Consider the following 26,193-nt stretch of genomic DNA (forward strand, 5'->3'; position numbering starts at 1 on the left):
GATACCCGGCCTCTCCACAAGGAGCCGGCAAACATCATTCTTCTCGCCGACCCGCGGCTGCAGCACTGCGCAGCTCCGCGAAAGCGGGCGCGCGTTTCTCGAAGAAGGCGGCAATGCCTTCCTGCGCTTCGTCGTCGCCCTGCGACTGCACCATCAGCGCGGCCTCCAGGTCGAGCTGCCCGGCCAGGCTTGCGGCCCCGGCATTCTCGCACAGCACCTTGATGCGTCCATTGGCATTGGCTGGTCCGGCGGCCACGCGCGCAGCCAGCGCCAGCGCCTCGGCCAGTGCCTGCCCCGGCGCGGCCAGGCGGTTGACCGCGCCCAGCGCATGGAGGCGCGCGGCCGGCACGCGCTCGCCCAGCAGGCATAGCTCCGTCAGCAACTGGCGCGACATGCAGCGCGCCAGAAACGCCGTCGCGCCGCCATCCGGACTCAGGCCGACCTTGACATACGCCATCGAAAAGAAAGCATCGTCGGCCGCGACCACCATATCGCACGCCAGCGCCAGGGACAGGCCGGCGCCGGCCGCCCCGCCCTCGACCGCGGCAATCACCGGCTTCGGGCAGGCGCGCAGCGCGCGTACCAGATCGTGCAAACGCTCGATCTTGGCGCGCCGCTCGTCCGGCGCCAGCGCGCGGCGCGTGGCCAGCTGGCGCAAGTCGCCACCGGCGCAGAAAAAGTCGCCGTCGCCAACCAGCACGATGGCGCCGATGGCCGGGTCCTGCGCCGCCTGTTCGAGCGCGGCCGGCAGCGCGTCGTACAGCGCCGGGGTGATCGCATTCTTCGCCGCCGGGTTGCTGTTGACGAGAATGCGCACCGCGCCATCGGTGCGCATCACGAGGCCAGGGGCGGTCATGCGGCTGCGGTCTCGCTGGCCTGGCGTCCGAGGTCAATATAGCGCGCCAGGTGATGGTCTTCGTCGCCCAGCTGATGGTCGATCATCACCAGGCGCTTGGCGTAGTGCGCCAGCGGCAGCTCCCACGTCATGCCGATACCGCCGTGCAGCTGGATGCATTCTTCCGCCACCAGCGTGCCGATACGGCCGATGCTGGCCTTGGCGGCCGACAGGCTGCGCTCACGCGTGATGCGATCGGCGTCCAGGGCAGACGCGGCATTGATCACCGCCGAACGGGCCTGCTCGATCTCGAGCAGCAGGTCGGCCATGCGATGCTGCAGCGCCTGGAAGCTGCCGATCACGACGCCGAACTGCTTGCGCGTGCGCAGGTAGTCGAGGGTCGCTTCCTTGGCCGCTTCCATGGCGCCCAGCGCCTCCGCGCACAGCGCCAGCACGCCGCGTCCGACAGCGCGCTCGATCGCCGCAAAACCGTGACCCGGCTCACCGAGCAGCGCGTCGGCGCCGACCCGCACGCCGCTGAAGGTCAGCTCGGCCACGCGGCCGCCGTCCATCGTCGGCGAGCCCACCATCGACAGGCCGGCCGCGTCGCCAGGAACCAGGAACAGCGAAATCCCCGTTTCGTCATCGACCGCGCTAGAGGTGCGCGCCGACACGACGATCCACTGCGCGTGTTCGGCGTTGGCCACCACGGCCTTGGCGCCGTCGATCACCCAGCCATCGTCGTCGCGGCGCGCAGTTGTCGCCACGCGCGCCAGTTCGTAATGCGCGCCCGGTTCGTCGTGGGCAAACGCGGCGATGACTGACGCATCGGCAATGCTGGCCAACACTTCTTTCTGCGCATCGCTGCCGGCTGCCGCGATGGCTTCGGCCGCCAGCACGGCGCTGCCCAGCAGCGGCTCGAGCACCAGGCCACGGCCCAGCGCCTCGAACACGACCGCGATGTCAAAACCGGCCCCGCCGAAGCCGCCGTCTTCTTCGCGCAGCAGCATCCCCACCACACCCAGTTCGGCGAACTGCTGCCACATGGCGCTGGAAAAGCCTTCTGGCGAGGCGGCGATCTTGTGCCGCGCTTCAATGTGATATTGCTGGGCGATGAAGCGGTTCAGGCTATCGGCCAGCATGCGCCGTTCTTCTGTATGTTCGAAGTTCATGTCGCTTGCCCTTACAGTCCGAGGATCATCTTGGAGATGATGTTTTTCTGGATCTCGTTGGAGCCGCCGAAGATCGACAGCTTGCGGTTGTTGAAGTACTGCGCCGAGGCGGCGGCCGCAAAATCTGGCCCGAAGCCCGGGCCATCATTGGCCGCAGCGAGCATGTCCTGCGTGAACGGGCGCGCATACACGCCCATCGCGCGCCGCGTCAGCGCATTGATCTCCTGGCGGATCTCGGTGCCGCGAATCTTGAGCATCGAGCTCTCCGCGCCCGGCACGCCGCCACCAGCCACCGCCGCGATCACGCGCAGATTGGTGGTCTTCATGTTTTCCAGGTCGATCTCGACAAGCGCCAGGCGGCGCGCAAAGCCCGGATCGTCCGCCAGCGGCTTGCCGCCGCGTGTCTGCTCCTGTGCGATACGCTTCAAGCGCGCCAGCGCCGCCATCGAGAAGCCGACGCCGGCGATGTTCGTGCGCTCATAGGTGAGCAGGTATTTGGCGCAGGTCCAGCCGCGATGTTCTTCGCCAACCAGGTTCTGCACCGGCACCCGCACATCGGTGAAGAACACCTCGTTGACTTCGCGCTCGCCATCGAGCAGCGTGATGGGGCGCACGTCCACGCCCGGTGACCCCATGTCGATCAGCAGAAAGCTGATCCCCTCCTGCTTCTTGGCGCCCGCATCGGTGCGTACCAGGCAGAAGATCATGTTGGCGTGCTGGCCGAGCGTGGTCCAGGTCTTCTGGCCATTGACGATGTAATGCTCGCCTTCTGCGTCCACACCGCGCACGGCGCTGCACTTGACCGCCGCCAGGTCGGAACCCGCGCCCGGCTCCGAATACCCCTGGCACCACCAGTCCGACCCATCCAGGATGCGCGGGAGCCAGTAGTCCTTCTGCGCCTGATTGCCGTACTTGATGAGGACCGGGCCCAGCATGTTCACGCCGAACGGCACGATGCGCGGCGTATTGGCCAGCGCGCACTCGGTCTCGAAGATGAATTTTTCAATGGCGTCCCAGCCCGGGCCGCCGTATGCTTCCGGCCAGTGATTTGCCAGCCAGCCGCGCTCATTCAGGATCGCGTGCCAGCGCTCCATGTCGGCCTTCGACAGGTGCTTGCCATTGGCGACCTTGTCCGACAGGTCCTGCGGCAGCTTCTCGGCCAGAAATGCCCGTACCTCGTCGCGAAAGCGCTCTTGCTCAGGGGTGAAATGTAAATCCATGATGATCCTTTAGAAAATCTCGAACAGGCCCGCAGCGCCCATGCCGCCGGCGATGCACATCGTGACCACGGCGTACTTCGCGCCGCGGCGCCGGCCTTCAATCAGAATGTGGCCGGCCAGGCGCGCGCCCGTCATGCCAAACGGATGGCCGATCGAAATCGCGCCACCGTCCACGTTCAGGCGCTCGTCGGGGATGCCGAGTTGCTGCTGGCAGTAGATCGCCTGCGAGGCAAACGCTTCATTCAGTTCCCACAGGTCGATGTCGTCGACCGTCAGGCCGAAGCGCTTCAAGAGCTTGGGCACCGCGAACACGGGGCCGATGCCCATTTCATCCGGCTCGCAGCCAGCCACCGCCATGCCACGGAAGGCGCCCAGCGGGGTCAAGCCGAGGCGCTCGGCTTCTTTCGCTTCCATCATCACGCAGGCCGACGCACCATCGGACAGCTGCGACGCATTGCCGGCAGTGACGAATTTGCCGTCGCCCATGACCGGCGCCAGCTTGGCAAGGCCTTCATAAGTCGTGCCGCGTCGGTTGCAGGTGTCTTCGGCAATCGTGACTTCACGGTGGCTGACTTCCTTCGTCTCCTTGTCGGTGACGGCCATGGTCGTGGTGCAGGCCACGATTTCCTCGCTGTAGCGGCCGGCCAGTTGCGCCGCCTCGGTCTTGCGCTGGGACTCGAACGAGAAACGGTCCTGCGCTTCGCGGCTGATGTTGTAGCGCGCAGCGACGATGTCAGCGGTGTCGATCATCGGCAGATACAGATCCGGCTTGTGTTCCAGGATCCACGGGTCGATGCCCGAATCGCCGCTGTCGCGGCTGCGGATGTGCGAGATGCTCTCCACGCCGCCGGCGATGATGGCAGGTGCGCCATCGACGATGATGCGGCCGGCGCCGATGGCGATCGCCTGCAGGCCAGAGGCGCAGAAGCGGTTGACGGTGGTGCCAGCGATCGTGATCGGCAGGCCGGCGCGGATCACGCTCTGGCGCGCGACGTTGCGGCCGGTGGTGCCTTCCGGGTAGCCGCAGCCGAGAATCGCGTCCTCGATCATGGCCGGATCGATGCCGGCGCGCTCGACGGCGGCGCGCACGGCAAACGCGGCCAATTGGGCGCCGGGGGTGATATTGAATTCGCCGCGGTGCGCCTTGGTCAGCGGGGTGCGGGCGGTTGAAACGATGACAGCTTCGCGCATGGCGAGTCTCCTGACAAATTGATGACGATGGGGTCTATGCAGATTGATTCAGGCTGGCGAAACTGGCGCCTTTGTCGACCAGCTCGACCAGCAGCGGCGACGGCTGCCAGAACAGCGGATCTTCCCTGGCAAACTCGCGGATGTCAGCCAGGATCGTCGGCAGGCCGACCGTGTCGGCATAGTGCATCGGGCCACCGCGGTAGCGCGGGAAGCCGTAGCCGTGCACGAACGTCACGTCCACATCGAGTGGCCGCAGGGCGATCTTCTGGTGCACGACATTGGCGCCCTCGTTGATCATCGCAGCCAGGTAACGGCGCACGATCTCGTCGTCGCTGAAGCTGCGCGGTGATTTCTCTGCGCGTGCCCGTTCCGCATCGATGATGGCCTCGACTTCCGGGTCCGGCGTGCCGACGCGGGCGCCGTCCGGATACAGATAGTAGCCGCGCCCCGTTTTCTGGCCGAACCAGCCCCGTTCGCACAGGCGGTCGGCAATCTGCACGTAGCGCGCGCGGGGGTCACGCGTGGGGGCGCGCCGCTTGCGGGTGGCCCAGCCGATGTCGCCACCGGCCAGGTCGGACACCTGGAATGGGCCCATCGGGTAGCCGAAGTCACGCAGCGCCTTGTCGATCTGGTAGGGCGAGGCGCCGTCTTCCATCATTGCGTGCGCGGCCTGGCCGTAGACGGCGAGGATGCGGTTGCCGATGAAACCGTCGCACACGCCGGCGCGCACCGGCACTTTGCGCAGCTTCTTTGCCAGGTCGAAGGCGGTGGCGACCACGTCGTCGGACACCTTGGCCGGCACGACGATCTCGAGCAGCTTCATGATGTTCGCCGGCGAGAAGAAATGCAGGCCGACGACATCCTGCGGGCGCGAGATGGCCGCCGCGATCTCGTCGATGTCGAGGTACGACGTATTGGTGGCCAGCACCGCGCCGGGTTTGCAGACGCGATCGAGTTCGGCAAACACGGCGTGTTTCACGGCCATGTCCTCGAACACCGCTTCGATCACCAGATCGGCCTGGGCCAGCGCGTCGTACGACGTACTGCCATTGAAGCGCGCCATGGTGGCGTCTTTCGCGTCCGGCGTGATGCGGCCCTTGGCGATCAGGCCGTCATATACCTTCTCGACATGCTTGCGGCCACGCGCCAGCGCCTCGTCGTCGCGCTCGATCATCGTGACCGGCAAGCCGGCATCGAGGACGGCAACGGCGATGCCGGCGCCCATGGTGCCGCCGCCGACGACGCCGATGCGCTCGATCGGACGTGGCTTGGCACTGCGCGTCTCCGGCGCCCTGGCCGTTTCACGTTCAGCGAAGAACGCATGTACCAGGCCGGCGCGCTGCGGACTGTCGAGGCATTCGAGGAACAGCTTGCGCTCGAGCGCCTGGCCTTCCTCAAACGGCAGCTCGAGCGCGCCCTGCACTGCGTCGACGATTTTCAGGGGCGAGAACAGACCGCGTGATTTTTTGGCCGTCTCGGCGCGTGCGCTGTCGATCGCGGCGCGCTGGGCTGCCGTGTCGGCGAGCTGCGTGGCGTCACGGGTGCGCCGCACCGGCGCCCCGCCCTGGACCAGCTCCTGCGCATACGCCAGACCTGCTGTGAGCGGATCGGCGCCATCCACCACCCGGTCGACCAGGCCCAGTTTTGCCGCTTCGGCCGCGCCCACGTGGCGGCCGCTCAGCATCAGGTCGAGCGCTGCGGCGGCGCCGATCAGGCGCGGCGTGCGCTGGGTGCCGCCGGCGCCCGGCAGCAGACCAAGCGCCACTTCGGGCAAGCCCAGTTTTGCTGCTGGCAGCGCCAGGCGGTAATGGGCCGCCAGCGCGATCTCGAGTCCGCCACCGAGCGCAGCGCCGTGGATGACGGCGATCACTGGCTTGCTGCAGGCTTCGATACCGTTGCAAACGTCGGGCAGGAACGGCGTCATTGGCGGCTTGCCGAACTCGCGGATATCGGCGCCGCCGATGAAGGTCTTGCCGCTGCCGACGATCAGCACGGCCTTGACCGCAGCGTCGGCCCCGGCTGCGTCGACCGCCGCGGCCAGGCCGCGCCGGACGTCGACGCCAAGTGCATTGACGGGAGGATTGTCGATGGTGACGACGAGAATGTCGCCGTGCATGGCACGAGCGACCGGGCCAGTTGCGCCGGTGTGCATGAGCTGTCTCCTTGATTTTGTGTCGGATGCTACATCGGTTCGCTATGCGAAACCGTGTTTTGCATTTCTTGTTGCGATCAACGATAACCGATTTTTCGCGAAAATGTAAACGACTTCGCGGTGCCGCTTTTGCGGGAAAAACCGGAGGATCTGGTGATTCGCTGTGCGAAATGCATCGATTTAGCGTAATTACCCATACTAGGTGTTTCGCTCTGCGAACGAACATTTCACAAAAACTGTTGACACCCTCGTTTTCGGTATGTGAATATCCGACTCAAGCCCAGCCGGAGATGCAGGGCATAGGAGACAAGAATGGACTCGATCCAGTCACTGGAAGACCCTTTGCTGGCGACACCTGCCACCGCGCAAGCGCTACCGGAAGGGTTACCACAAGCGCCGCAGGACGACGCACCCGATGAAGACAACAGCAAGGACCGCCAGTTCGTCACGGCCCTGGCGCGTGGCCTGGAAATCCTGCGCTGCTTCCGTCCTGGCGAGGCATACCTCACCAATAGCGAGATGGCCAAGCGCACCGGCATGCCCAAGCCGACGATTTCACGCCTGACCTACACGCTGACCAAACTCGGCTACCTCACGTATTCGGCCGACCAGGGCCGTTACCAGCTCGGCGCCCCGGTGCTGGCGCTCGGCTACACACTGCTCGCCAACCTCGACGTACGCAAACTGGCCCGGCCGGCGATGCAGGAGCTGGCCGAATACGCCCAGTGCAGCGTGGCGATCGGCATTCGCGACCGGCTGCACATGGTGTATGTCGAGGCCTGCCGCGGCAGCGCTGCGGTCACGCTGCGGCGCGATGCCGGTTCGCGCATCCCGCTGGCCACCACCGCCATGGGCAAGGCGTATCTGTGCGGGCTGCCGCAAACCGATCGCGATTTTTTGATGGACCATATCCGCCTGACGGCCGACACCAACTGGCCCAAGATCAAAACCGATATCGAACAGGGGTTCAAGGATTACCAGGACCGCGGCTTCGTCCTGTCGTCCGGCCTGTGGGACGCGAACATCAGCGCAGTGGGCGTGCCGCTGCTTGACCAGGACATCGCCCGGACGATGGCATTCAACTGCGGCGGCCCGGCCTTTTTGCTGCCCTACGAAAAACTGGTCGAGGACCTCGGTCCGCGCCTGGTACAACTGGTGCGCAACGTGGAAATCAGCATGGGCCGGCATATCGGCTAGCGGTGCCCTGGTACCGGCAATCAAGGAGCGACGCCGCTGTGCGCGGTGAGGCCCCCGGCTTGCCGTCGTTTTTTACTATCCATCGATTCACTAAAAAATAACGGAGACATGATGAAGGCAAACAAGATCGTCCTCGCCATCCTGGCGCTTGGTACCGTCGGCAGCATCAACCTGGCCAGTGCCGACGAGTTTCTGGTCGGCGTGCAGATTCCGCTGACCGGACCACTGGCCCGCGTCGGCCTGGGCACCCAGGAAGGCATCCGCGTTGCGGCCGAGGTCTTCAACAAGACCAACGGCAAGCACACCATCAAACTGATTACCGTCGACGACGAGTCGGCGCCGGCCAAGGCCGTGGCGGCAGTGGAAAAACTGGCCAGCCAGAACGTGGTCGCCATCACGGGCGGCTACGCGTCCAACAATATCTCGCCCGCGTCGGACGCCGCCGGCAAACTGGGGCTGGCCTACGTAACATCGGGCGGTGTCGACGATGGCCTGGTCAATGCCGGGCGCAAGAATTTCTTCCGCATCAATAACACGCAGGGTTACCAGAAAGCCCTCGTCGGCCTGCTCACCGACCTGAGTGTCAAGTCGGTGTCGATCATCTATTCGACCAAGGATGCGACCCACGGCCTGGCCGCGGACGTCGAGAAAACGCTGAAAGCCAAGGGCGTCAAAGTCGTCACGCACGCGTTCGACCCGCTGATCACCGACTTCAAGCCGATCATCAACAAGGTGAAACTGCGCGACCGTTCCGAATTCGTCGTCATGGTCGGCTACGAAAACGACTACGTCGGCATCCTGCGCGCGGCGCGGGTGCTCAAGCCTAGCATCAAGGGCGTGGCCGGCGTGTGGTCGCTGGCAACGCCGAAGATGGCGGCCGATTTCCCGGACCTGATGCCAAACGTGTACGGCACCGCCGTGCTGCCATTCCCGGTGCAGTTCTCGACCGAAGAAGGCAAGCGCTTTGCCGATGGCTACAAGGCGCTGCTGAACAAGGACCCGGATTACCTGGGCCAGTTCGGCTACGTCCAGTCGATGCTGCTGTTCGAAGCGATCGCGCGCGCGGCCGACAAGGGCACGCTGAAAAAAGGCGGCGTGATCGAAGAAATGCGCAAGACCGATCGCCAGACCCTGATCGGCCGGGTGCAGTTCGATGCCAGGGGCGACAACCCGAACTTCACGCAGCGCATGGGCCAGCATCAGGGCAAGAAGGTTGAACTGGTGTGGCCGAAAGAATCGGCCACCGCCAAGCCGGTGTATCCGGGCCTGCCCTGGTAATGCTGTGAGCGCATGAGCGAGACGGGCAGGATCCCCCTGCCCGCGTGATTAATCGATTGGATGCAGAAATGACGGACTTGATTCTACAAGCCGTGTATTCCGGGTTATTGCAGGGCGGCTCCTACGCCCTGATTGCACTGGGACTGGCGCTCGTGTTTGGCGCCATGAACGTGATCAACCTGGCGCACGGTGAACTGGTATTGCTGGCGGCGTACATCGCCTACACGGTCGAATCGCAACTCGGCTGGAATCCGCTGGCCGCGATTCCCGCCGCCGTGATCATCGTGACCATCACCTCGAGCCTGCTGTATTTCCTGGTCAGCCGGGTGACGGTGCACCGCGAAATCAATTCACTGACGCTGACCTTCGGCGTCGGCGTGATCCTCACCAACCTGGTCCTGATGATCTGGAGCGCCGACGTGCGCACCACGAGCTCGACCTGGATGCAGGAAGCCTTCATCGTCGGCAAGCTCTACAGCATGCGCAGCGAAGTGCTGTTCTTCGGCGTGAGCCTCGTGCTGATCGTGGCGCTGTGGTGGTGGCTGTCGCGCAGCTGGTATGGCCGCGCCGTACGCGCCGTATCGAGCAACCGCGACGCGGCCAAGCTGATGGGGATTAACCCTGGCCGCACGGAGCTGGTGTCGTTCATCGTCGCCGGCATCCTGGCCGCCTTCGCCGGTGTCGCCCTGTTCAGCTACGGCGTTGTGACCCCGGGCTATGGCAGCGTCCTGACCGTGAAAGCCTTCATCATCACCGTGCTGGCGGGCCTTGGCTCGATCCCCGGCGTGCTGATCGGCGCAATCCTGCTGGGGGTGGCCGAATCGCTGACGATCACGCTGGCCAGTTCGGCGCTGCAAGAGCTGGCCGGCATGGGCCTGTTCCTGCTGGTGCTGTTCGTGATGCCCAATGGCCTGTTTGGTGTGGCACGGAGGCGCGGATGAAACTCAACAAACTCCTGATCGCCACGCTGGTGGCGACGTACCTCGTGGTGCCATTCGCGCTGGGCGGCAACAGCTATGTGATGAGCCTGGTCATCGCCTCGCTGATCATCGGCGGCGTTGCGCTGTCGTGGGCGCTGCTGGGCAACCTGGGCGGCATGGTCAGCTTCGGCCATGCGGCGTTCTTTGGCGTGGGCGCCTATACGTCGGCCGTGCTGACGATGCAGTACAACGTGCCGGTCTTCTTCGGCCTGGTGCTTGGCGGCGTCGGTGCGGTGCTGTCGGCGGTCCTGATGCTGCCGGTGCTGCGCCTGCGCGGTCCCTACTTTGCGCTCGCAATCCTGGCGTACGCGCACATCTTCCGCATCGTTGCTACCGAATGGACGTCAGTCACGAACGGCGCTGGCGGCATTGCCAGGATCCCGGCCCTGCCGACCGTGTTCGACTACAATTTCGGCAGCCACACCGGCAATTACCTCGTGATCCTGACGATGGTATTGCTGTTTGCCTGGGCCTATGACGTCATCCGCCGCAGCCCGCACGGCCTGGCGCTGCGCGCCATGCACGACAGCGAGGATGCCACGCGCGTGGTGGGCGTGAACAACACGCTGCTCAAGGGCCTGATGCTGCTGGTGTCGGCCTTCATGTCCGGCGCCGTGGGCGCCTTCAATGCGCACTACATCAACTTCCTCGAACCGGACTACGCCTTCAGTGCGGTATGGGTGACGATCCCGATCGTCGCGGCGATCTTCGGCGGCTACCGTACCATTACGGGTCCCCTGATCGGCGCCGTCGTGGTGTATCTGGTCGACCAGTTATTCATCAAGAACTTCATGCCCACCGGACACCAGTTGGTTCTCGGCGTGGTGCTGGTCGTGATGATCATTGCCAGCCCGGATGGCCTGCTGGGCATGATCCGCAGGGCGCTAAGGAAAAAACATGCTGCAACTTGAAAACGTCACCGTCCGCTTCGGCGGCCTCACGGCGGTCAACGATGTCACGCTGGCGGTCGGCACGGGGGACCTGGTAGGCCTGGTCGGCGCTAACGGCGCCGGCAAGACCACGCTGTTCAATGCGATTTCGGGGCTGGTGCGCCCGACCACGGGCCGCATCCTGTTCAATGGCGCCGACGTGCTCAAGGCGCCGATGTACCAGCGTGCGCGCATGGGCATCGGGCGTACCTTCCAGATCCCGCAGCCAATGCACGAGCTGACCGTGCGCCAGAACCTGGAGGTGGCGCAGCGCTTTGGCACCGGCTCGGTCGACAAGCGCCGCATCGACGAGATCCTGGACTTCACCAACCTGGCCGCCAAGGCCGGGCGTGACGCATCGAGCGGCCTGGCGCTGACCGAACTGAAGGCGCTCGAAGTGGCCAAGGCGCTCTCGACCAATCCGAAACTGCTGCTTCTCGACGAAGTGCTGGCCGGTCTGGAAACGAGCGGCAAGCGCAACTTCATGAACATGCTCAAGGACCTGCACGCCAAATTCTCGGTCGGCATCCTGATCATCGAGCACGACATTGAAACCATCAGCAATCTCTGCCAGCGGGTGGCGGTGCTGAACTTCGGCGGCATGATCGCCGAAGGCACACCGGCTGAGGTCTTCAACAACCCGGCCGTCATCAAGAGCTATACCGGAGGCGAGGTCGACCATGCTTGAGATCCAGAACGTGCGCGCCGGTTATGGCGCGATCAATGTGCTGTGGGATTTGTCGCTCAGCATCGCACCGGGCAAGCTGACCACGATCATCGGCCAGAACGGCGCCGGCAAGACCACGCTGCTGCGCGCCATGATGGGCTTGATCCCCGTGTCGCAAGGCACGATCACGCTCGACGGCAAGCCGCTCAACGGCACGCCGACCTGGGACATGCACAAGGTTTCGATGGCGATGATTCCCGAAGGCCGCATGGTGTTTCGCGACATGACGGTCGAAGAAAACCTAATGATGGGCGCGTTTGCGCCGCAGCACCGCGCCCACGCCGCGCGCAATCTCGAGCGCTCGTTCGAGATGTTCCCGCGCCTGCGCGAGCGTCGCAGCCAGATGGCCGGTTCGCTGTCGGGCGGCGAGGCGCAGATGCTGGCCATGGCGCGCGGCCTGATGAGCGACCCGAAGGTCCTGATCATCGATGAGCCATCGCTGGGCCTGGCGCCTGTGATGGTCAATGAGCTGTTTGCGATCCTGAAGCGTCTCAAGGAGGACGGCCGCACGATGATCCTGGTCGAGCAGAACACCCACCGCGCGGTGGGCGTGGCTGACCACGTCTACCTGATGCAGAGCGGTAAGGTGGTGCTGTCGCAGGCGGCGAGCGAAGTGAGCCTTGAGCATCTGCACGGGTTGTATTTTGCACGCGACACGGGGGCCACGGCATGAATCTGACTGAACAATACGGCCCGCGCGAAGCGATGGAATACGACGTCGTCGTGGTCGGCGGCGGCCCGGCCGGGCTCTCGGCGGCGATCCGCCTGAAACAGCTGGCCTTTGATAAAGGCCAGGAAGTCACGGTCTGCGTGCTGGAAAAAGGCGGCGAGCTGGGCGCGCACATCCTGTCCGGCGCGGTAATGGATCCGCGCGCGATCAACGAACTGATCCCCGACTGGAAAGAAAAAGGCGCGCCGCTCAATACCGCCGTGACCGAAGACCGCGTCTTGTTCCTGAGCGAAACTAAGTCGTACGCCACGCCGGCGTTTGCCATCCCGCCAGCACTGGCCAATCATGGCAACTACGTGATCTCGCTGGCCAATGTGGTGCGCTGGCTGGGCCAGCAAGCCGAAGCGCTGGGCGTGGAAATCTTCCCCGGCTTCCCGGCCGCTGAGATCCTGTACAACGAAGACGGCTCGGTCAAGGGCGTCGCCACCGGCAATATGGGGATGAAACGCGATGGCGAGCCGGGGCCGGAATTCCAGCTCGGCATGGAGCTGCATGCGAAGTACACGTTCTTCGCCGAAGGGTCGCGCGGCCACCTGGGCCGCCAGCTGATGGCCAAGTATGAGCTGAACAAAGGCAAGGACCCGCAGACCTACGGCATCGGCATCAAGGAGTTGTGGGAAATCGATCCGGCCAAGCACCAGCCGGGCCTGGTGATCCACACGGCCGGCTGGCCACTGCCGAACGACACGTATGGTGGCTCGTTCCTGTACCACCTGGAAAACAACCAGGTCGCGGTCGGCTATGTCGTCGGCCTGTCGTACCAGAATCCGTATCTGTCGCCATACGAAGAATTCCAGCGCTATAAAACGCACCCGGCGATTCGCGGCTTCTTCGAAGGCGGCAAGCGCATCTCGTACGGCGCACGCTCCATTACCGCCGGCGGCCTGCAATCCTTGCCCAAGACCGTATTCCCGGGCGGCGCGCTGATCGGCTGCGATGCAGGTTTTTTGAACACCAGCCGCATCAAGGGCAGCCACACTGCGATCAAGACCGGCATGCTGGCAGCCGAGGCGGCGTTTGCCGCGCTGGGCGAAGGCCGCACGAGCGACGAGCTCATCAGCTTCCCTGCTGCGTTCGAAAAATCGTGGCTGCATGAAGAGCTGCACGTGGCACGCAACTTCAAGCCGTGGATGAGCAAGGGCCTGGTGCTGGGCACGATCATGACGGGCATCGACCAGATTGTGTTCCGCGGCAAGGCGCCCTGGACGCTCCACCACAAGCACGCCGACCACGAATGCCTGAAGCCGGCGGCGCACTTCAAGCCGATCGTCTATCCAAAGCCGGATGGCAAGCTGACCTTCGACAAGCTGTCGTCGGTGTTCATCTCGAACACCAATCACCGCGAAGACGAGCCGATCCACCTGACGCTCAAAAATCCGAGCGTGCCGGTCGACGTCAACCTGGCCAAGTACGCCGGGCCTGAGCAGCGTTACTGTCCGGCCGGGGTGTACGAGTACGTCAAGCGCGAAGACGGTGGCGACCGCCTGCAGATCAATGCCCAGAACTGCGTGCACTGCAAGACCTGCGACATCAAGGACCCGACCCAGAACATCGTCTGGGTGACGCCCGAAAGCGGCGGCGGCCCGAACTATCCGAATATGTAACGACCATTTTATAAAAGAGACCAACATGACAACCAAAGCCGCTTTCCACTGGGATGACCCGCTGCTGATCAACGGCCAGCTGACGGACGAAGAGCGCATGGTGCGCGACGCCAGCGCTGCCTATTGCCAGGACAAGCTGCGTCCGCGCGTACTCGAAGCATTCCGTAACGAGTCGATGGATGTCTCCATCTTCCGCGAGATGGGCGAACTGGGCCTGCTCGGTCCGACCATTCCCGAACAATACGGTGGTCCGGCGCTGAACTACGTCGCCTACGGCCTGATCGCGCGTGAAGTCGAGCGCGTCGATTCGGGCTACCGCTCGATGATGAGCGTGCAGTCTTCGCTGGTCATGGTGCCGATCTTCGAATTCGGGAACGAAGCGACCAAGCAGAAATACCTGCCGAAGCTGGCCACCGGCGAATGGATCGGCTGCTTCGGCTTGACCGAGCCAAACCATGGCTCGGATCCCGGCTCGATGATTTCGCGCGCGCGCAAGGTCGAAGGCGGCTACAGCCTGTCCGGCGCCAAGATGTGGATCACCAATTCGCCCGTGGCCGACGTGTTCGTCGTGTGGGCCAAGGACGACGAAGGCGCGATCCGCGGCTTCGTGCTGGAAAAAGGCTGGAAGGGTTTGTCGGCCCCGGCGATCCACGGCAAGTTCGGCCTGCGCGCGTCGGTCACCGGCGAAATCGTCATGGACAATGTGTTCTGCCCGGAAGAAAACGCGTTCCCGGACGTGCGCGGCCTGAAAGGCCCGTTCACCTGCCTGAACTCGGCCCGTTACGGCATCGCCTGGGGCGCGCTGGGCGCGGCGGAAGATTGCTGGCACACGGCGCGTCAGTACACGATGGACCGCCAGCAGTTCGGCAAGCCGCTCGCGGCAAACCAGCTGGTGCAAAAGAAGCTGGCCGACATGCAGACCGAGATCACGCTCGGCCTGCAGGGCTGCCTGCGCCTGGGCCGCATGAAGGATGAAGGCACGGCAGCGCCGGAAATCACATCGATCATGAAACGCAACTCGTGCGGCAAGTCGCTCGACATCGCCCGCGTGGCGCGCGATATGCTGGGTGGGAATGGCATTTCGGATGAGTTTGGCATCATCCGCCACATGGTCAATCTGGAGGTAGTCAATACCTATGAGGGCACGCATGACATCCATGCGCTGATTCTTGGCCGCGCGCAGACCGGCATTGCGGCGTTCTGATCGCCGCGATCATCACGTCCCTGTGCGCCTGGTCTGCGTCATCGTAGGGTGGACGGGTTCCCCGTCCACGCGTTCAACGATCATCAGATGAATTTGAACGCGTGGACGGCATAGCCGTCCACCCTACGGCGGCTGACCTGGCAGCATCAGCTCCACGATGCTGGTCGCATCCGGCCGTTCAAACGGCGAACGGCGTCTCTGCGATGCCCGTTACACCCGGCCGCAGGATGACAACTGACCCAGCATCACCGCCAGCATTGCCCGCCCCCGCCGGATCGATCGAGGTCACGAGCAGCAAATCAAGATCAGGCCCACCAAACGCGCACATCGACGGCTTGGCCATCGGAAGCACGACTTCCCGATCGAGCTTGCCTTGCGGCGTGAAGCGCTGCACCACGCCGCCATCGTTGGCACAGCTCCAGTAACAACCGTCGGCATCGACCGCCGCACCGTCCGGCCGGCCCGGTTGCCCGGTCAGGTCCAGAAACACACGTTCATTGTGCGGTAGCCCGGCATCGATATCGTAATCGTAGGCCCACACGAGGCGCCGCTGCGGATGCGAATCCGACAGGTACATCGTGCGGCCATCGGGCGACCAGGCCAGGCCGTTCTGCGTCAGCAGATTGCGCACCACCGGCCCATGCAGTCCCCCGGCGGCGCTGTAGCGATACAGCCCGCCGACCGGGCGCGCAGCGCCCATGTCCATGAACATGGTGCCGCTCCAGAACCGGCCCTGGCGGTCGCAGCGCCCGTCGTTGAAACGCATGCCCTCGCCCAGTTCGGCCGCCGCCGGCGCAGCCAGCCGGGAGGCATCCAGCGCGCCCTCGGCTTCCAGCGCAAGACGGAACACACCCGTCTCCATCCCGGCGATCAAACTACCGTCGCTGCTCGCCGCAATGCAGGCCACCATCTCGGGCGCCGTCCAGTGCATCAGCGCACCGCTGGCATGGTCCCTGCGCCAGATGCGGCGCGCAGGGATGTCGACCCAGTACCAGGCAGCCTGCCCCGCGTGCCACAGCGGGCTTTCACCCGTGGCGCAGTGCACGCCCGCGATGTGTTCAACGTCAGCAACCATCGATTACAACCCCTTGATTTCACGGTGCTGCGGCACCAGCATTTTCATGACCGTCCACGCCACCAGGTAGGCCACGGCGCAGATCGAGAACATGATCATATACCCGGTCTGCAGCTGGCCCAGTGCGCCGTAATGGTCGAACAGCCAGCCACCGAGCTTGGTGAGCAGCACGCCGCCCAGGCCACCGGCCATGCCGCCGATGCCGACCACCGAACCGACGCTGTGTTTCGGGAACATGTCCGAGACGGTGGTGAATAGGTTCGCCGACCAGGCCTGGTGCGCCGAGGCGCCGATGCCGATCAGGATCACCGGGACCCAGAAGCCCAGGTAGCCAAGTGGTTGCGCCAGCAGTACGACCAGCGGGCACAGGGCGATGACGAGCATGGCCTTCATGCGGCCATGATAGATGTCGGCGCCCCGGTTCAGGAACCAGGTCGGCAGCCAGCCGCCGCCGATACTGCCCACCATCGTCATGCTGTACAGGACCGCGAGCGGGATAATCATGTCGGTGGCCGACATGCCGTATTGCGCCGACATGTATTTTGGCAGCCAGAACAGGAAGAACCACCAGACGCCGTCGGTCATGAATTTGCCGAAGGCGAAGGCCCAGGTCTGGCGGTAGCCCAGCAGCTTGAACCACGAGCCTTTGACTGGCGTGCCGGTGGGCGCCACCGTGACACCGGCGTCGCTGTTGATGTAGGCCAGTTCGGCCGCCTTCAGGCGCGGCTGCTGTTCCGGCGCATCGTACAGCCAGATCCACAGGCCCATCCACAGGAAGCCGATGCCGCCGATGACGATGAACGCCGCCTGCCAGCCCCAGTGCGCAGCGATCAGCGGCACGGTCAGTGGCGCCAGGATCGCGCCGACATTGGCGCCCGAATTGAAGATGCCGGTGGCGAACGAGCGCTCGCGTTTCGGGAAGTATTCGGCAGTTGCCTTGATCGCGGCCGGGAAGTTACCGGCTTCACCGATCGCCAGTACCGCGCGGCCGATCATGAAGCCGGCCACCGACACCGGCACGACGGCCAGGCCAATGCTGGTAAAGACCGTGTTGACCGCTTCGCCGATACCGATCGCGTAGGCATGGCCAATGGCGCCCAGCGACCAGATGACGATGGCCAGTACATAGGCGCGCTTGGTGCCCATGCGGTCGATCACGCGGCCGGCGAACAGCATCGAGATCGCATAGACGAACTGGAAGGTCGCCGTGATGTTGGCGTAGTCGGTATTGGTCCAGTTGAACTGCTCGGTGAGGACCGGTGCGAGCAGGCTCAGGACCTGGCGGTCCAGGTAATTGATAGTGGTGGCGAAGAACAGCAGCGCGCAGATCGTCCAGCGATACCTGCCCACCACCGACTGCGCCGGTGTTACGTCGATGACTTGCTGATTCATGGTGATCAGTTCTTTTCAAGTTGGGTGACAGCCGGCGTCTCCTCCGGCTGGTACTGCGTTCAAGCGTCGTGTGTTACTTCTCCCCGCCCACTTGCAACGTGCCATCCTGCAGGCGCGCAAGGCCCAGCGGATTGTCGTCACGCAGCGCCTCCGGCAGCAGGCTGCCCGGCACGTTCTGGTAGCAGACCGGCCGCAGGAAGCGGTCGATCGCGCTGGCGCCAACCGATGTCGTGCGGCTGTCGCTGGTGGCCGGGAACGGGCCGCCGTGCACCATCGCATGCGCCACTTCGACGCCGGTCGGGAAGCCGTTGAACAGCACCCGGCCCGCCTTGCGCTCGACGATCGGCAGCAGCCTGGCCGCCAGGTCGAGGTCACCTTCGCGTGCATGGACCGTGACGGTCAGTTGACCGTGCAGGTGCTCGGCTGCCTGCAACAGCTGGGCGGCGTCGGTAAAGCGCACCAGCACCGCGCATGGACCGAACACTTCATCTTCCAGTGCCGGGTTGCCCATATACGTGGCGGCGTCGCACACGTACAGCGCAGCCTGTGCAGCGCAGCCGTTGCCTTCGGTCGTGCCTTGCGCAACCAGTTGCAGGCCGTCGACGGCGTTGAACGCGGTCACGCCCTTCGTGTAGGCGTCGTGGATGCCGGCGGTGAGCATCGTGCCGGCGCCCTTGGCGCCCAGCGCCTGCGCGCTCGCGGCGACGAAGGCATCAAGCTCGGCGCCGGCCAGGGCAAACACCAGGCCCGGGTTCGTGCAGAACTGGCCGACGCCCAGCGTCAGCGAATCGACAAAGCCCTGCGCCAGTGCGGCGCCACCGGCCTGCACTGCCGCCGGCAGCAGGAACACGGGATTTACGCTGCTCATCTCGGCGTACACGGGAATCGGTTCGGGGCGCGCGGCGGCGTTGCGCAGCAGCGCCAGGCCACCCTGGCGCGAACCGGTAAAGCCCACGGCCTTGATCGCTGGGTGCGAGACCAGTTGCTGGCCAACCGTGCGGCCGTCACCGAACAGCATCGAGAACACGCCTTCCGGCAGGCCGCTCGCCTTGACCGCGCGCTGCACGGCGCGCCCGACCAGCTCCGACGTGCCAGGGTGGGCGCCGTGCGCCTTGACCACGACCGGGCAACCGGCGGCCAGGGCCGACGCCGTGTCGCCGCCCGCGACCGAGAACGCGAGCGGGAAATTACTGGCGCCGAACACGACGACCGGACCGAGGCCGATCTTGCGCAGGCGCAGATCGGGCCGCGGCGGCGCGCGCTCAGGCAAGGCGCTGTCGATGGTCGCATCCATGAAGTACCCGTCGCGCACGACCTTGGCAAACAGGCGCAGCTGGGTCACGGTGCGCATGCGCTCACCTTCCAGGCGTGCCTGCGGCAGGCCGGTCTCGAGCTGCGCGCGCTCGATCAGCTCGGGACCGATCGCCAGAATTTCTTCGGCCACCATCTCGAGGAACGCGGCGCGCTGCTCAAGCGGCAGCGCGCGGTACGGGTCGAACGCTTCGCTGGCCAGCTCACAGGCGCGCTCGACGTCGTCACCCGTGGCCTGGCCAAAACCCGGCTGCAGGTCTTCGCGCGTGGCCGGGTTGAAGCCGAAGACTTCCGTGCCGGCGCCGCGCACGCTGTGCGCGCCAATGATCATTTCACCGAGAATCGCCATGATCAGACCACCCCATTCTTCTTGAGCAGGGCCAGCAGCATCGCGTCTTCTTCGGCCGTCAGGTCGGTCAGCGGCGGACGCACCGGGCCTGCACCATGGCCCACCAGGCGCGCGCCGGCCTTGACGATGCTGACGGCGTAGCCGGCCTTGCGGTTGCGGATCTCCAGGTACGGCAGGAAGAAATCGTCGATCAGGCGGTTGGTAGTGGCGAAATCGTCAGCAACGGTGGCGTGATAGAAGTCCATCGCCAGTTGCGGCACGAAGTTGAACACGGCCGACGAATACACCGGGGTGCCCAGCGCCTTGTAGGCGCCGGCGTAGATCTCGGCGGTTGGCAGGCCGCCCAGGTAGCTGAAACGGTCACCCATGCGGCGCCAGATCGAGACCATCAGTTCGATGTCGCCGTTACCGTCCTTGAAGCCGATCAGGTTCGGGCAGCGATCGGCCAGCTTTTCCAGCGAATCGGGGGTCAGGCGGCAGTTCGCGCGGTTGTAGACCACGACGCCGATCTTCACCGAGCGGCACACCGCTTCGACGTGGGCGACCAGGCCGTCCTGGCTGGCTTCGGTCAGGTAGTGCGGCAGCAGCAGCAGGCCTTTGGCGCCCTGGCGCTCGGCTTCCTGCGCATGCGCGATGGCGGTGCGGGTCGGACCGCCGCAACCGGCCAGGATCGGCACGACGCCGGCGCAAGTGTCAACCGCCGTCTTGATGATCTGGCCGTATTCTTCGCCGTGCAGCGAGAAGTACTCACCGGTGCCGCCGGCAGCGAACAGCGCAGTGGCGCCGAACGGGGCGAGCCACTCCAGGCGCGCGGCATAGCCTTTCGGATCGAAATCACCCTGCGCATCGAAATCGGTGATCGGGAACGACAGCAAGCCGTGGGAAAGGACTTGCTTGAGTTCGTTTGGTTGCATCGTGCTGTCTCCGCTATCTGGTTGTTGGACGAAATACCTGCCATCGAGCAGGTTGTAAGTCATCGTACAACTGACTGCGGTCATCCGCAAGCAGAAAATGCGGGAATTCAGTTCATCGTGCTTTCCAGGCGGCGCTGCGCCTCCACCAGGCGTTCGCGGCTGTTGGACAGATGGGTACGCATCGCCGCGCGCGCGGCTTCCGGGTCGCGTCGCTCGATGGCGCGGTAGATATCGTCGTGTTCGCGGCTGACGCGCTCGAGGAAACCGGCGGGCTTGTCCTGGTCGAGCACGGGCGTGTTGAGCCGTGCGCGCGGGATGAAGGCATTGCCCAGGCGGGTCAGGATATCGACGAAATACCGGTTGCCGGTCGATTGCGCAATCAGCAGATGGAAGCGTTTATCCGCCTCGACCGCCGGCCTGCCCTCGGCCATCGCCTGCTGCATCTCGCGCAGCGCGGCGGCCAGCTCGTCTGCCTGCTCCTGGCTGCGACGGCTGGCCGCCAGGCCCGCCGTCTCGGTCTCGACGCCGATGCGCAACTCCAGCACGGCCAGCACATCGCGCAGCGTCACGATATTCTCGGACTCCAGGCCCAGCCCCGCCTGCGCGCGCTCGATCACAAAGGTACCGATGCCGTGGCGGGTCTGGACAAGGCCAGCTGCCTGAAGATGGGTGATCGCTTCACGTACCACGGTGCGACTCACCCCGTGCTGGGCCATCAACGACGACTCCGTGGGCAATTTATCACCCGGCTTGAGCGCGCCCTGCCGGATCGTGTCGCTGATTTGCTCGACCACTCCCTGGGACAGACTGCGGTGCTTGCGTTGCGGGAGCGTCATGATGGGAAATCGCGTTGAATGGGATGGCCCAGATTATACGCGACGATTCAGTTGTACGACATCTTATAACTCAACAAGACTTGGGCAACTTTTGCGGTATAGCCACGTTGCAAAATTGGTCCGACCAACCTAGAATCGGATGATCATAAGATTATGGAGACACCGTGGCCAACATCCGCCCTTCTGCCCTGACCCTGCTATGCCTGCCGTTATGGTTCCTGGGCGGCGCCGCCACGGCCACGCCACCCGTCCACGACCGCGTGATCCTGGTGGGCGACTCCACGATGGCCAGCACCACCGGCTACGGCGACGCGCTGTGCGAACGGTTCACGCCCGAGACGGCCTGCCTGAACCTGGCGCGTGGCGGGCGCAGTTCGGGCAGCTTCCGGGCCGAGGGCCGCTGGGACGAGGTGACCGGCCTGCTGCGCGCTGGCGGCTACCGGCGCACCTTCGTGCTGATCCAGTTCGGCCACAACGACCAGCCGGGCAAGCCCGGTCGCTCGACGGACTACGTGACCGAATTCCCCGCCAATATGCAGCGCTACGTCATTGAGGCGCGCGCACTGGGTGCGGTACCGGTGCTGGTCACGCCACTCACGAGGCGCAGCTTCAAGGGAGGCTATGTGCAGGATGACCTGGCGCCATGGGCGGCCACCGTGCGCAACATTGCCGCGGCCACGACCACGCCGCTGATCGAACTGAACGCGCTGTCGCTGGCCGCCGTGCAGGCCATGGGACCGGACGAGGCCGACAAACTGGCGCGCGTTGGCGAGAACTTCGACCGCACGCACGTGGGACCGTTGGGCGCCCGGCGCTTTGCGGACATCGTGGCCCGCGAGATCGTACGCAAGGTGCCGCAGCTGGCTGACGATCTGATGACTGCCGACGGCGCCGGGGGCGCGCAATGATCGCCGCGCTGGCGGCGGTCGCACTCGCATTGGCGCTGCAGCCCGTCCACGCGCAGACCGTGACACCGGGAAGCGCCGAGCGCCAGCACGCACCGGCCGACGGCTGGGCCGCGCAAGAAGGCGGCACGCGCGGCGGCGCACTGGCGCTGCCCGCCCACGTGTACACGGTGCGCAACCGCGCCGAACTGGTCGCGGCGCTTAAGGCATCTGCGCCTTCGCGTATCGTACGGGTGGCGGCAACCATCGACATGACCGAAGGCCGGCAGTTCACCGACAGCGCCGACCAGGCGCGGCGCAGCGCGGTGACCATTCCTTCCAATACCACGCTACTGGGCGTGACGCCCGGTGCCGGCTTTATCAACGCCAGCTTGACGATCGACGGGGTCGAACAGGTGATCGTGCGTCACCTGGCGATCCGCAATCCATGCGACATCCGGCCGGAATGGGACCCGCACGACGGCCCGCAAGGCAACTGGAATTCGGATTACGACGGCATCACGGTGCGGGCCGCGCGCCATGTCTGGATCGACCATAACAGCTTCACCGATGCACCCGACACGGACGACCGGGCACCAGTCGAGAATGGCAAGATCAAGCAGTGCCACGACGGGGCACTGGATATCTCGCAGGGCGCGGACCTGGTCAGCGTCACCTACAACCATTTCGCGGGGCACGAAAAGAACATGCTGATCGGCGCCAGCGACCGCGCCACCGGCGATACGGACCGGCTGCGCATCACGCTCAAGGGCAATCTGTTCGAACACGTCGCCGAGCGCGCGCCGCGCGTACGCTACGGCCAGGTGCACCTTTTCAATAACTATTATGTGGGCGAGCGCAAGCGAGCCGTCTACCGTCACAGCTACAGCATCGGCGTGGGGCACCAGGCACTGGTGCGCTCGGACGCCAATGCCTTCGATGTGACAGGTGCCCGGGGCTGCGCGGACCTGGTGCGCGACCCGGGGTCAAGCCATGGCGTGTTTGCCGACAGCGGCTCGCTGCTCAATGGCCAGCCGCTTGGCGCCTGTCCGTTTGGCGGGCCTGCGATGCCACCACTGCCCTATGCCCACACGGCGCTGCCGGCGCAGCTGGTGCCCGAACACGTGCGCACCAACGCCGGCCCGCGGCCGGCCAAGGGCGCAGACGGCATTGCCGAAGCGCGCCTGTCGCTGGCGCCGGGTGTCCCATTCGTGCTGCGCGCGCGGCGTCAGGCGAATGATGACTGGCAGGGCGTGAGCGTGCAACTGGCCGACGAAGGAAAAACCCTGCAGGTCGAACTGCTGGCGTCGCGCAGCGGCAAGGTGGAGCGCCTCAAGCAGGTGCGGCGCCGTCTTGCGCCAGCCTTCGTGGCATCCCGCACGCCGCTCACCGTCGGCCTGACATCTGAGGGCGGCGTCCTGTTTGCGCTGATCGATGGCGAGCGCGTCACGAGTGCGCTGGAAACGCCGTTGCCGGCAACCCTGCCGCTCGACTGGGGAGCAGGGGCGCATACGGTGCTCGACGTGCGCACCGGGCCGGAAGGTACGGTGCCGGCGCGCGTCACCCCGCAGGCCGCCGACAACCGGATCGCGCTGCAGGCCGGCGATCCGGCCGAGACGGTCGGCATCGGCGGCGCGGCCGACCTGGTTGCCGTGGTGGCCGATGCGCGCATCGCGACGGCTGCCGTGGTCGATGGTGCGCTGCGGATCACGCCGCTGGCGCCCGGCCAGACCACGGTTGCACTGACCAGCGCGAGCGACCCGTGGGCGCAGGCGAATCTGGCCGTGGCCGTCGGCCCGCGCTTTGCTGAACCGACCGGCGCGCCGGCCAGCGTTGGCCTCGACCCGGCCCGCGGCGCGCGAGGCGTACCGCCCGACACGCTGCTCCGTCTGGCGCTGGCGCCCGGCGCGCAACTGAGCGGCGAAGGCAGCATCCGGATCTGGCGCAAGCGCGATGGCGCGCTGGTCGGCGTGATCCGGCCCGGCGAGACGGTAAGCAGGATCGGCCCGGCGCCGCGCCAGCGTCTGGTGCGCGAGCATCGGCTGCGGCTGGTCGATGGCCAGTTGCGCGCCAAGTTGCCGCAAGCGCTCCAGTACGACACCGAGTATGTCGCGACGGCCGAAGCACGCCTGGTGCGCGGCGCGGACTTTGCCGGCGCGCGCTGGGCGTTTCGCACGACGCCGCACCGCCCGGTAGGCGACAGCATCACGGTGGCCGCCACCGGCCGCGCCCACTTCCGCACCGTACAGGGCGCGCTCGACTACGCGATGAGCCTGCCCCGCGCCCTGCCGTTGACGGTCAATGTGCGCGACGGCGTCTATCCCGAACTGCTGTACCTGCGCGACAAGGACCGGCTGACGCTACGCGGCGCCAGCCGCGAAGCGACGATTGTCCGCGCCACCAACAGCGACACGCTCAATCCCGGCTCCGGCAGCGGCCAGGCGCCGCAGGAGCCGGGACTGCTAGGCGGGCGCGCGCTGTTCCTGGCCCAGGACAGCGACCTGCTCGAACTCCGCGACATCGCCCTGCACAACACCACACTACGCAGCGATGGCCATTCGCCGCAGGCCGAGACGCTGTTCTTCAACAGCCCGGACGGGCGCCTGTCGGTGCGCAATGCGCATTTTTCGAGCGAACAGGACACGCTGCAACTGAAGGGCTACGCGTGGATCTACAAATCGCTGGTCGAGGGCAATGTCGACTTCATCTGGGGGAACAACCGTGCCACGCTGTTTGAGGACAGCGAAATCCGCACGGTCGGCGACAGCGCGAATCCCGACAGCGGCGGCTACATCGTCCAGGCGCGCACCATCGGCGCGAACGAGCCGGGCTTCGTCTTCCTGCGCTCGCGCCTGACCCGCGGTCCCGGGCCGGCGGGCAACCTGCCCCCGGATGGCAGCGCCTACCTGGCGCGCTCGCCGGGCACGGCGAACACCTGGGACCACGTCGCCTTCATCGAGTGCACCATCGGCCCGCACATCGCGGCCGACGGCTGGCTGCGCCGTCCGGCGCCCAATCCGCTGCAGGGCGGCTGGCGCGAATACGGCAACCGCGCGCCGGACGGCCAGCCGCGCCACTACGGCGGCGCGGTGCTGGACGCCCCGCAGGCAGCGCGCTACCGCACCCGCGCCGCTGTCTTTGCCGGGAGCGGCTGGGACCCGCAGCCATGAGCGGCTTGGCTGCCACGATAACTATTTGCCGCGCGCCCTTGCCACATCAGGCCGGCCAAACTAAGATTCGCTAGTTTTGGCAGAGCTGCCAATTATCCAGGACGAACCGACCGATGAAGATTACTCCAGCGCCGAATGAACCAGGCACCACCGAGCCGCGGCTGTACCGGGTCGTGGCGGCCAGGATCGAAGAACTGATCCGTGCCGAGAACATCCGCGGTGGCGAGCGCCTGCCGGCCGAGCGCGAGCTGGCGGCCAAGCTCGGGGTCAGCCGCACGTCGCTGCGCGAAGGCCTGATCGCGCTCGAACTGGGCGGCAAGGTCGAGGTGCGTGGCGGCTCCGGTGTGTATGTCAGCGAACAGGCAGCGCCGCAGGCGGTAGTGCCGACGGCCGGGCCAGGCCCGTTCGAAGTGCTGGCTGCGCGCCGCATGATCGAGGTCGAAGTCGCCGCGCTGGCGGCGAAGCACGCCAATGATTCGGCCATCGACGCCATCCTGCTCGCTGTCGAAGAGATGGAACAGCACCACGAGGACCGCAGCGCCAATGAAATGGCCGACCGCAATTTTCACCTGGCCATCGCGCGCGCCACTGGCAACAGCGCCATGGTCGGCGTGATCGAATACCTGTGGAGCCAGCGCGGCTCGCTGTGGCACAAGCTCAAGGAGCACTTCCAGACCGAAGAACTGCGCCAGCAAACATTGATCGACCACCGCAATATCTTCGCCGCCATCGCATCGCACGATGTCGCCGGCGCACGCCAGGCGATGCGCGCCCACCTCGACCGCGTCACGCGCACCTTCTCGCGCGGCTGACCAGCCTCGTCACGACAGCGGGCCGCGCACCAGCGCCCGCTTCACGGGCCAGCGCTGCCCGACGCCTGCCCTTCCCCGCCCCTGCGCCCTGCCGCCTTCTGCGTCATCCGACATCAATAAGACAACATCTGTATAGACCAGAACATATTTCGGCACGTCCAGATTGCCTAAAGTGGTCTTACCAAAGTAAAATTGAACATACCAGTCGCCGGTTGCGCACGATTCACAGAA

General features: G+C 65.4%; 21 protein-coding genes. 11 read left to right on the forward strand and 10 right to left on the reverse strand.

Annotation, left to right across the window (positions count from 1 at the left end; genetic code table 11):
• Window positions 1-34: 34 nt before the first annotated feature.
• Genes AC56LV_RS06100 through AC56LV_RS06120 form a run of 5 tightly spaced genes read right to left on the reverse strand, consistent with a single transcriptional unit; the run spans window position 35 to window position 6,570 of the window.
• A complete protein-coding gene (locus tag AC56LV_RS06100; protein ID WP_499556494.1) occupies window positions 35-856 on the reverse strand; it encodes an oxepin-CoA hydrolase, alternative type in 822 nt (273 codons plus the stop codon).
• Window positions 853-2,007 (reverse strand): acyl-CoA dehydrogenase family protein, encoded by a 1,155-nt coding sequence (locus tag AC56LV_RS06105; protein ID WP_499556495.1) that lies wholly within the window; start codon window positions 2,005-2,007, stop codon window positions 853-855. The genes AC56LV_RS06100 and AC56LV_RS06105 overlap by 4 nt, the downstream gene beginning before the upstream one ends.
• A gap of 11 nt (window positions 2,008-2,018) precedes the next feature.
• Window positions 2,019-3,227, reverse strand: a complete 1,209-nt coding sequence (locus tag AC56LV_RS06110) for an acyl-CoA dehydrogenase family protein (protein WP_499556496.1) — start codon at window positions 3,225-3,227, stop codon at window positions 2,019-2,021.
• Window positions 3,228-3,236: 9 nt separating this feature from the next.
• The gene (locus AC56LV_RS06115; RefSeq protein WP_499556497.1) at window positions 3,237-4,418 is read right to left on the reverse strand and encodes an acetyl-CoA C-acyltransferase; all 1,182 of its coding nucleotides are present in this window, start codon (window positions 4,416-4,418) and stop codon (window positions 3,237-3,239) included.
• A gap of 34 nt (window positions 4,419-4,452) precedes the next feature.
• Window positions 4,453-6,570 carry a 3-hydroxyacyl-CoA dehydrogenase NAD-binding domain-containing protein gene (locus AC56LV_RS06120; RefSeq protein ID WP_499556498.1) on the reverse strand — a complete coding sequence of 706 codons (2,118 nt, stop codon included), beginning with the start codon at window positions 6,568-6,570 and terminating at the stop codon, window positions 4,453-4,455.
• 312 nt (window positions 6,571-6,882) lie between these two features.
• Between AC56LV_RS06120 and AC56LV_RS06125 the strand changes: the two genes are divergently transcribed.
• The 8 genes from AC56LV_RS06125 (at window position 6,883) to AC56LV_RS06160 (ending at window position 15,219) form a co-directional block, all read left to right on the forward strand.
• On the forward strand, window positions 6,883-7,767 hold the full coding sequence (locus AC56LV_RS06125; RefSeq protein ID WP_499454017.1) for an IclR family transcriptional regulator: 885 nt from the start codon (window positions 6,883-6,885) through the stop codon (window positions 7,765-7,767).
• Window positions 7,768-7,875: 108 nt separating this feature from the next.
• Complete coding sequence (locus AC56LV_RS06130; protein WP_499556499.1) at window positions 7,876-9,045, forward strand: ABC transporter substrate-binding protein; 1,170 nt, start codon at window positions 7,876-7,878, stop codon at window positions 9,043-9,045.
• Between the two features lie 68 nt (window positions 9,046-9,113).
• A complete protein-coding gene (locus AC56LV_RS06135; RefSeq protein ID WP_499556500.1) occupies window positions 9,114-9,986 on the forward strand; it encodes a branched-chain amino acid ABC transporter permease in 873 nt (290 codons plus the stop codon).
• Window positions 9,983-10,936 (forward strand): branched-chain amino acid ABC transporter permease, encoded by a 954-nt coding sequence (locus AC56LV_RS06140; RefSeq protein ID WP_499556501.1) that lies wholly within the window; start codon window positions 9,983-9,985, stop codon window positions 10,934-10,936. Before AC56LV_RS06135 ends, AC56LV_RS06140 begins: the two co-directional genes overlap by 4 nt.
• The gene (locus tag AC56LV_RS06145) at window positions 10,923-11,642 is read left to right on the forward strand and encodes an ABC transporter ATP-binding protein (RefSeq protein WP_183552713.1); all 720 of its coding nucleotides are present in this window, start codon (window positions 10,923-10,925) and stop codon (window positions 11,640-11,642) included. The genes AC56LV_RS06140 and AC56LV_RS06145 overlap by 14 nt, the downstream gene beginning before the upstream one ends.
• Entirely contained in the window at window positions 11,635-12,354 is a 720-nt protein-coding gene (locus AC56LV_RS06150; protein WP_499556502.1) for an ABC transporter ATP-binding protein, read from the forward strand. Before AC56LV_RS06145 ends, AC56LV_RS06150 begins: the two co-directional genes overlap by 8 nt.
• Before the next feature lie 32 nt (window positions 12,355-12,386).
• Window positions 12,387-14,015, forward strand: coding sequence for an electron transfer flavoprotein-ubiquinone oxidoreductase (locus AC56LV_RS06155; protein ID WP_499556787.1), 1,629 nt, complete (start codon window positions 12,387-12,389; stop codon window positions 14,013-14,015).
• Window positions 14,016-14,040: 25 nt separating this feature from the next.
• On the forward strand, window positions 14,041-15,219 hold the full coding sequence (locus AC56LV_RS06160; protein WP_183552715.1) for an acyl-CoA dehydrogenase: 1,179 nt from the start codon (window positions 14,041-14,043) through the stop codon (window positions 15,217-15,219).
• Between the two features lie 178 nt (window positions 15,220-15,397).
• Here the strand turns inward: AC56LV_RS06160 and AC56LV_RS06165 are convergent, their stop codons facing one another.
• The 5 genes from AC56LV_RS06165 to AC56LV_RS06185 form a co-directional block, all read right to left on the reverse strand.
• Entirely contained in the window at window positions 15,398-16,294 is an 897-nt protein-coding gene (locus AC56LV_RS06165) for an SMP-30/gluconolactonase/LRE family protein (RefSeq protein WP_499556503.1), read from the reverse strand.
• A gap of 3 nt (window positions 16,295-16,297) precedes the next feature.
• Entirely contained in the window at window positions 16,298-17,686 is a 1,389-nt protein-coding gene (locus tag AC56LV_RS06170) for an MFS transporter (protein WP_499556504.1), read from the reverse strand.
• 73 nt (window positions 17,687-17,759) lie between these two features.
• Window positions 17,760-19,346 (reverse strand): aldehyde dehydrogenase (NADP(+)), encoded by a 1,587-nt coding sequence (locus AC56LV_RS06175; protein WP_499556505.1) that lies wholly within the window; start codon window positions 19,344-19,346, stop codon window positions 17,760-17,762.
• A gap of 2 nt (window positions 19,347-19,348) precedes the next feature.
• A complete protein-coding gene (gene kdgD, locus AC56LV_RS06180; RefSeq protein WP_482898907.1) occupies window positions 19,349-20,260 on the reverse strand; it encodes a 5-dehydro-4-deoxyglucarate dehydratase in 912 nt (303 codons plus the stop codon).
• Window positions 20,261-20,367: 107 nt separating this feature from the next.
• Window positions 20,368-21,096, reverse strand: coding sequence for a FadR/GntR family transcriptional regulator (locus AC56LV_RS06185; RefSeq protein ID WP_499556506.1), 729 nt, complete (start codon window positions 21,094-21,096; stop codon window positions 20,368-20,370).
• A 164-nt stretch (window positions 21,097-21,260) separates the two neighbouring features.
• Here AC56LV_RS06185 and AC56LV_RS06190 point away from each other — a divergent pair, with 164 nt between their 5' ends.
• The 3 genes from AC56LV_RS06190 (at window position 21,261) to AC56LV_RS06200 (ending at window position 25,962) form a co-directional block, all read left to right on the forward strand.
• Complete coding sequence (locus AC56LV_RS06190; RefSeq protein WP_499556507.1) at window positions 21,261-22,004, forward strand: rhamnogalacturonan acetylesterase; 744 nt, start codon at window positions 21,261-21,263, stop codon at window positions 22,002-22,004.
• Window positions 22,001-25,150 (forward strand): pectinesterase family protein, encoded by a 3,150-nt coding sequence (locus tag AC56LV_RS06195; protein WP_499556508.1) that lies wholly within the window; start codon window positions 22,001-22,003, stop codon window positions 25,148-25,150. Before AC56LV_RS06190 ends, AC56LV_RS06195 begins: the two co-directional genes overlap by 4 nt.
• Before the next feature lie 113 nt (window positions 25,151-25,263).
• A complete protein-coding gene (locus AC56LV_RS06200) occupies window positions 25,264-25,962 on the forward strand; it encodes a FadR/GntR family transcriptional regulator (RefSeq protein WP_183552730.1) in 699 nt (232 codons plus the stop codon).
• Window positions 25,963-26,193 lie beyond the last annotated feature (231 nt).

Source organism: Telluria sp. RB2R28, from assembly GCF_059685835.1.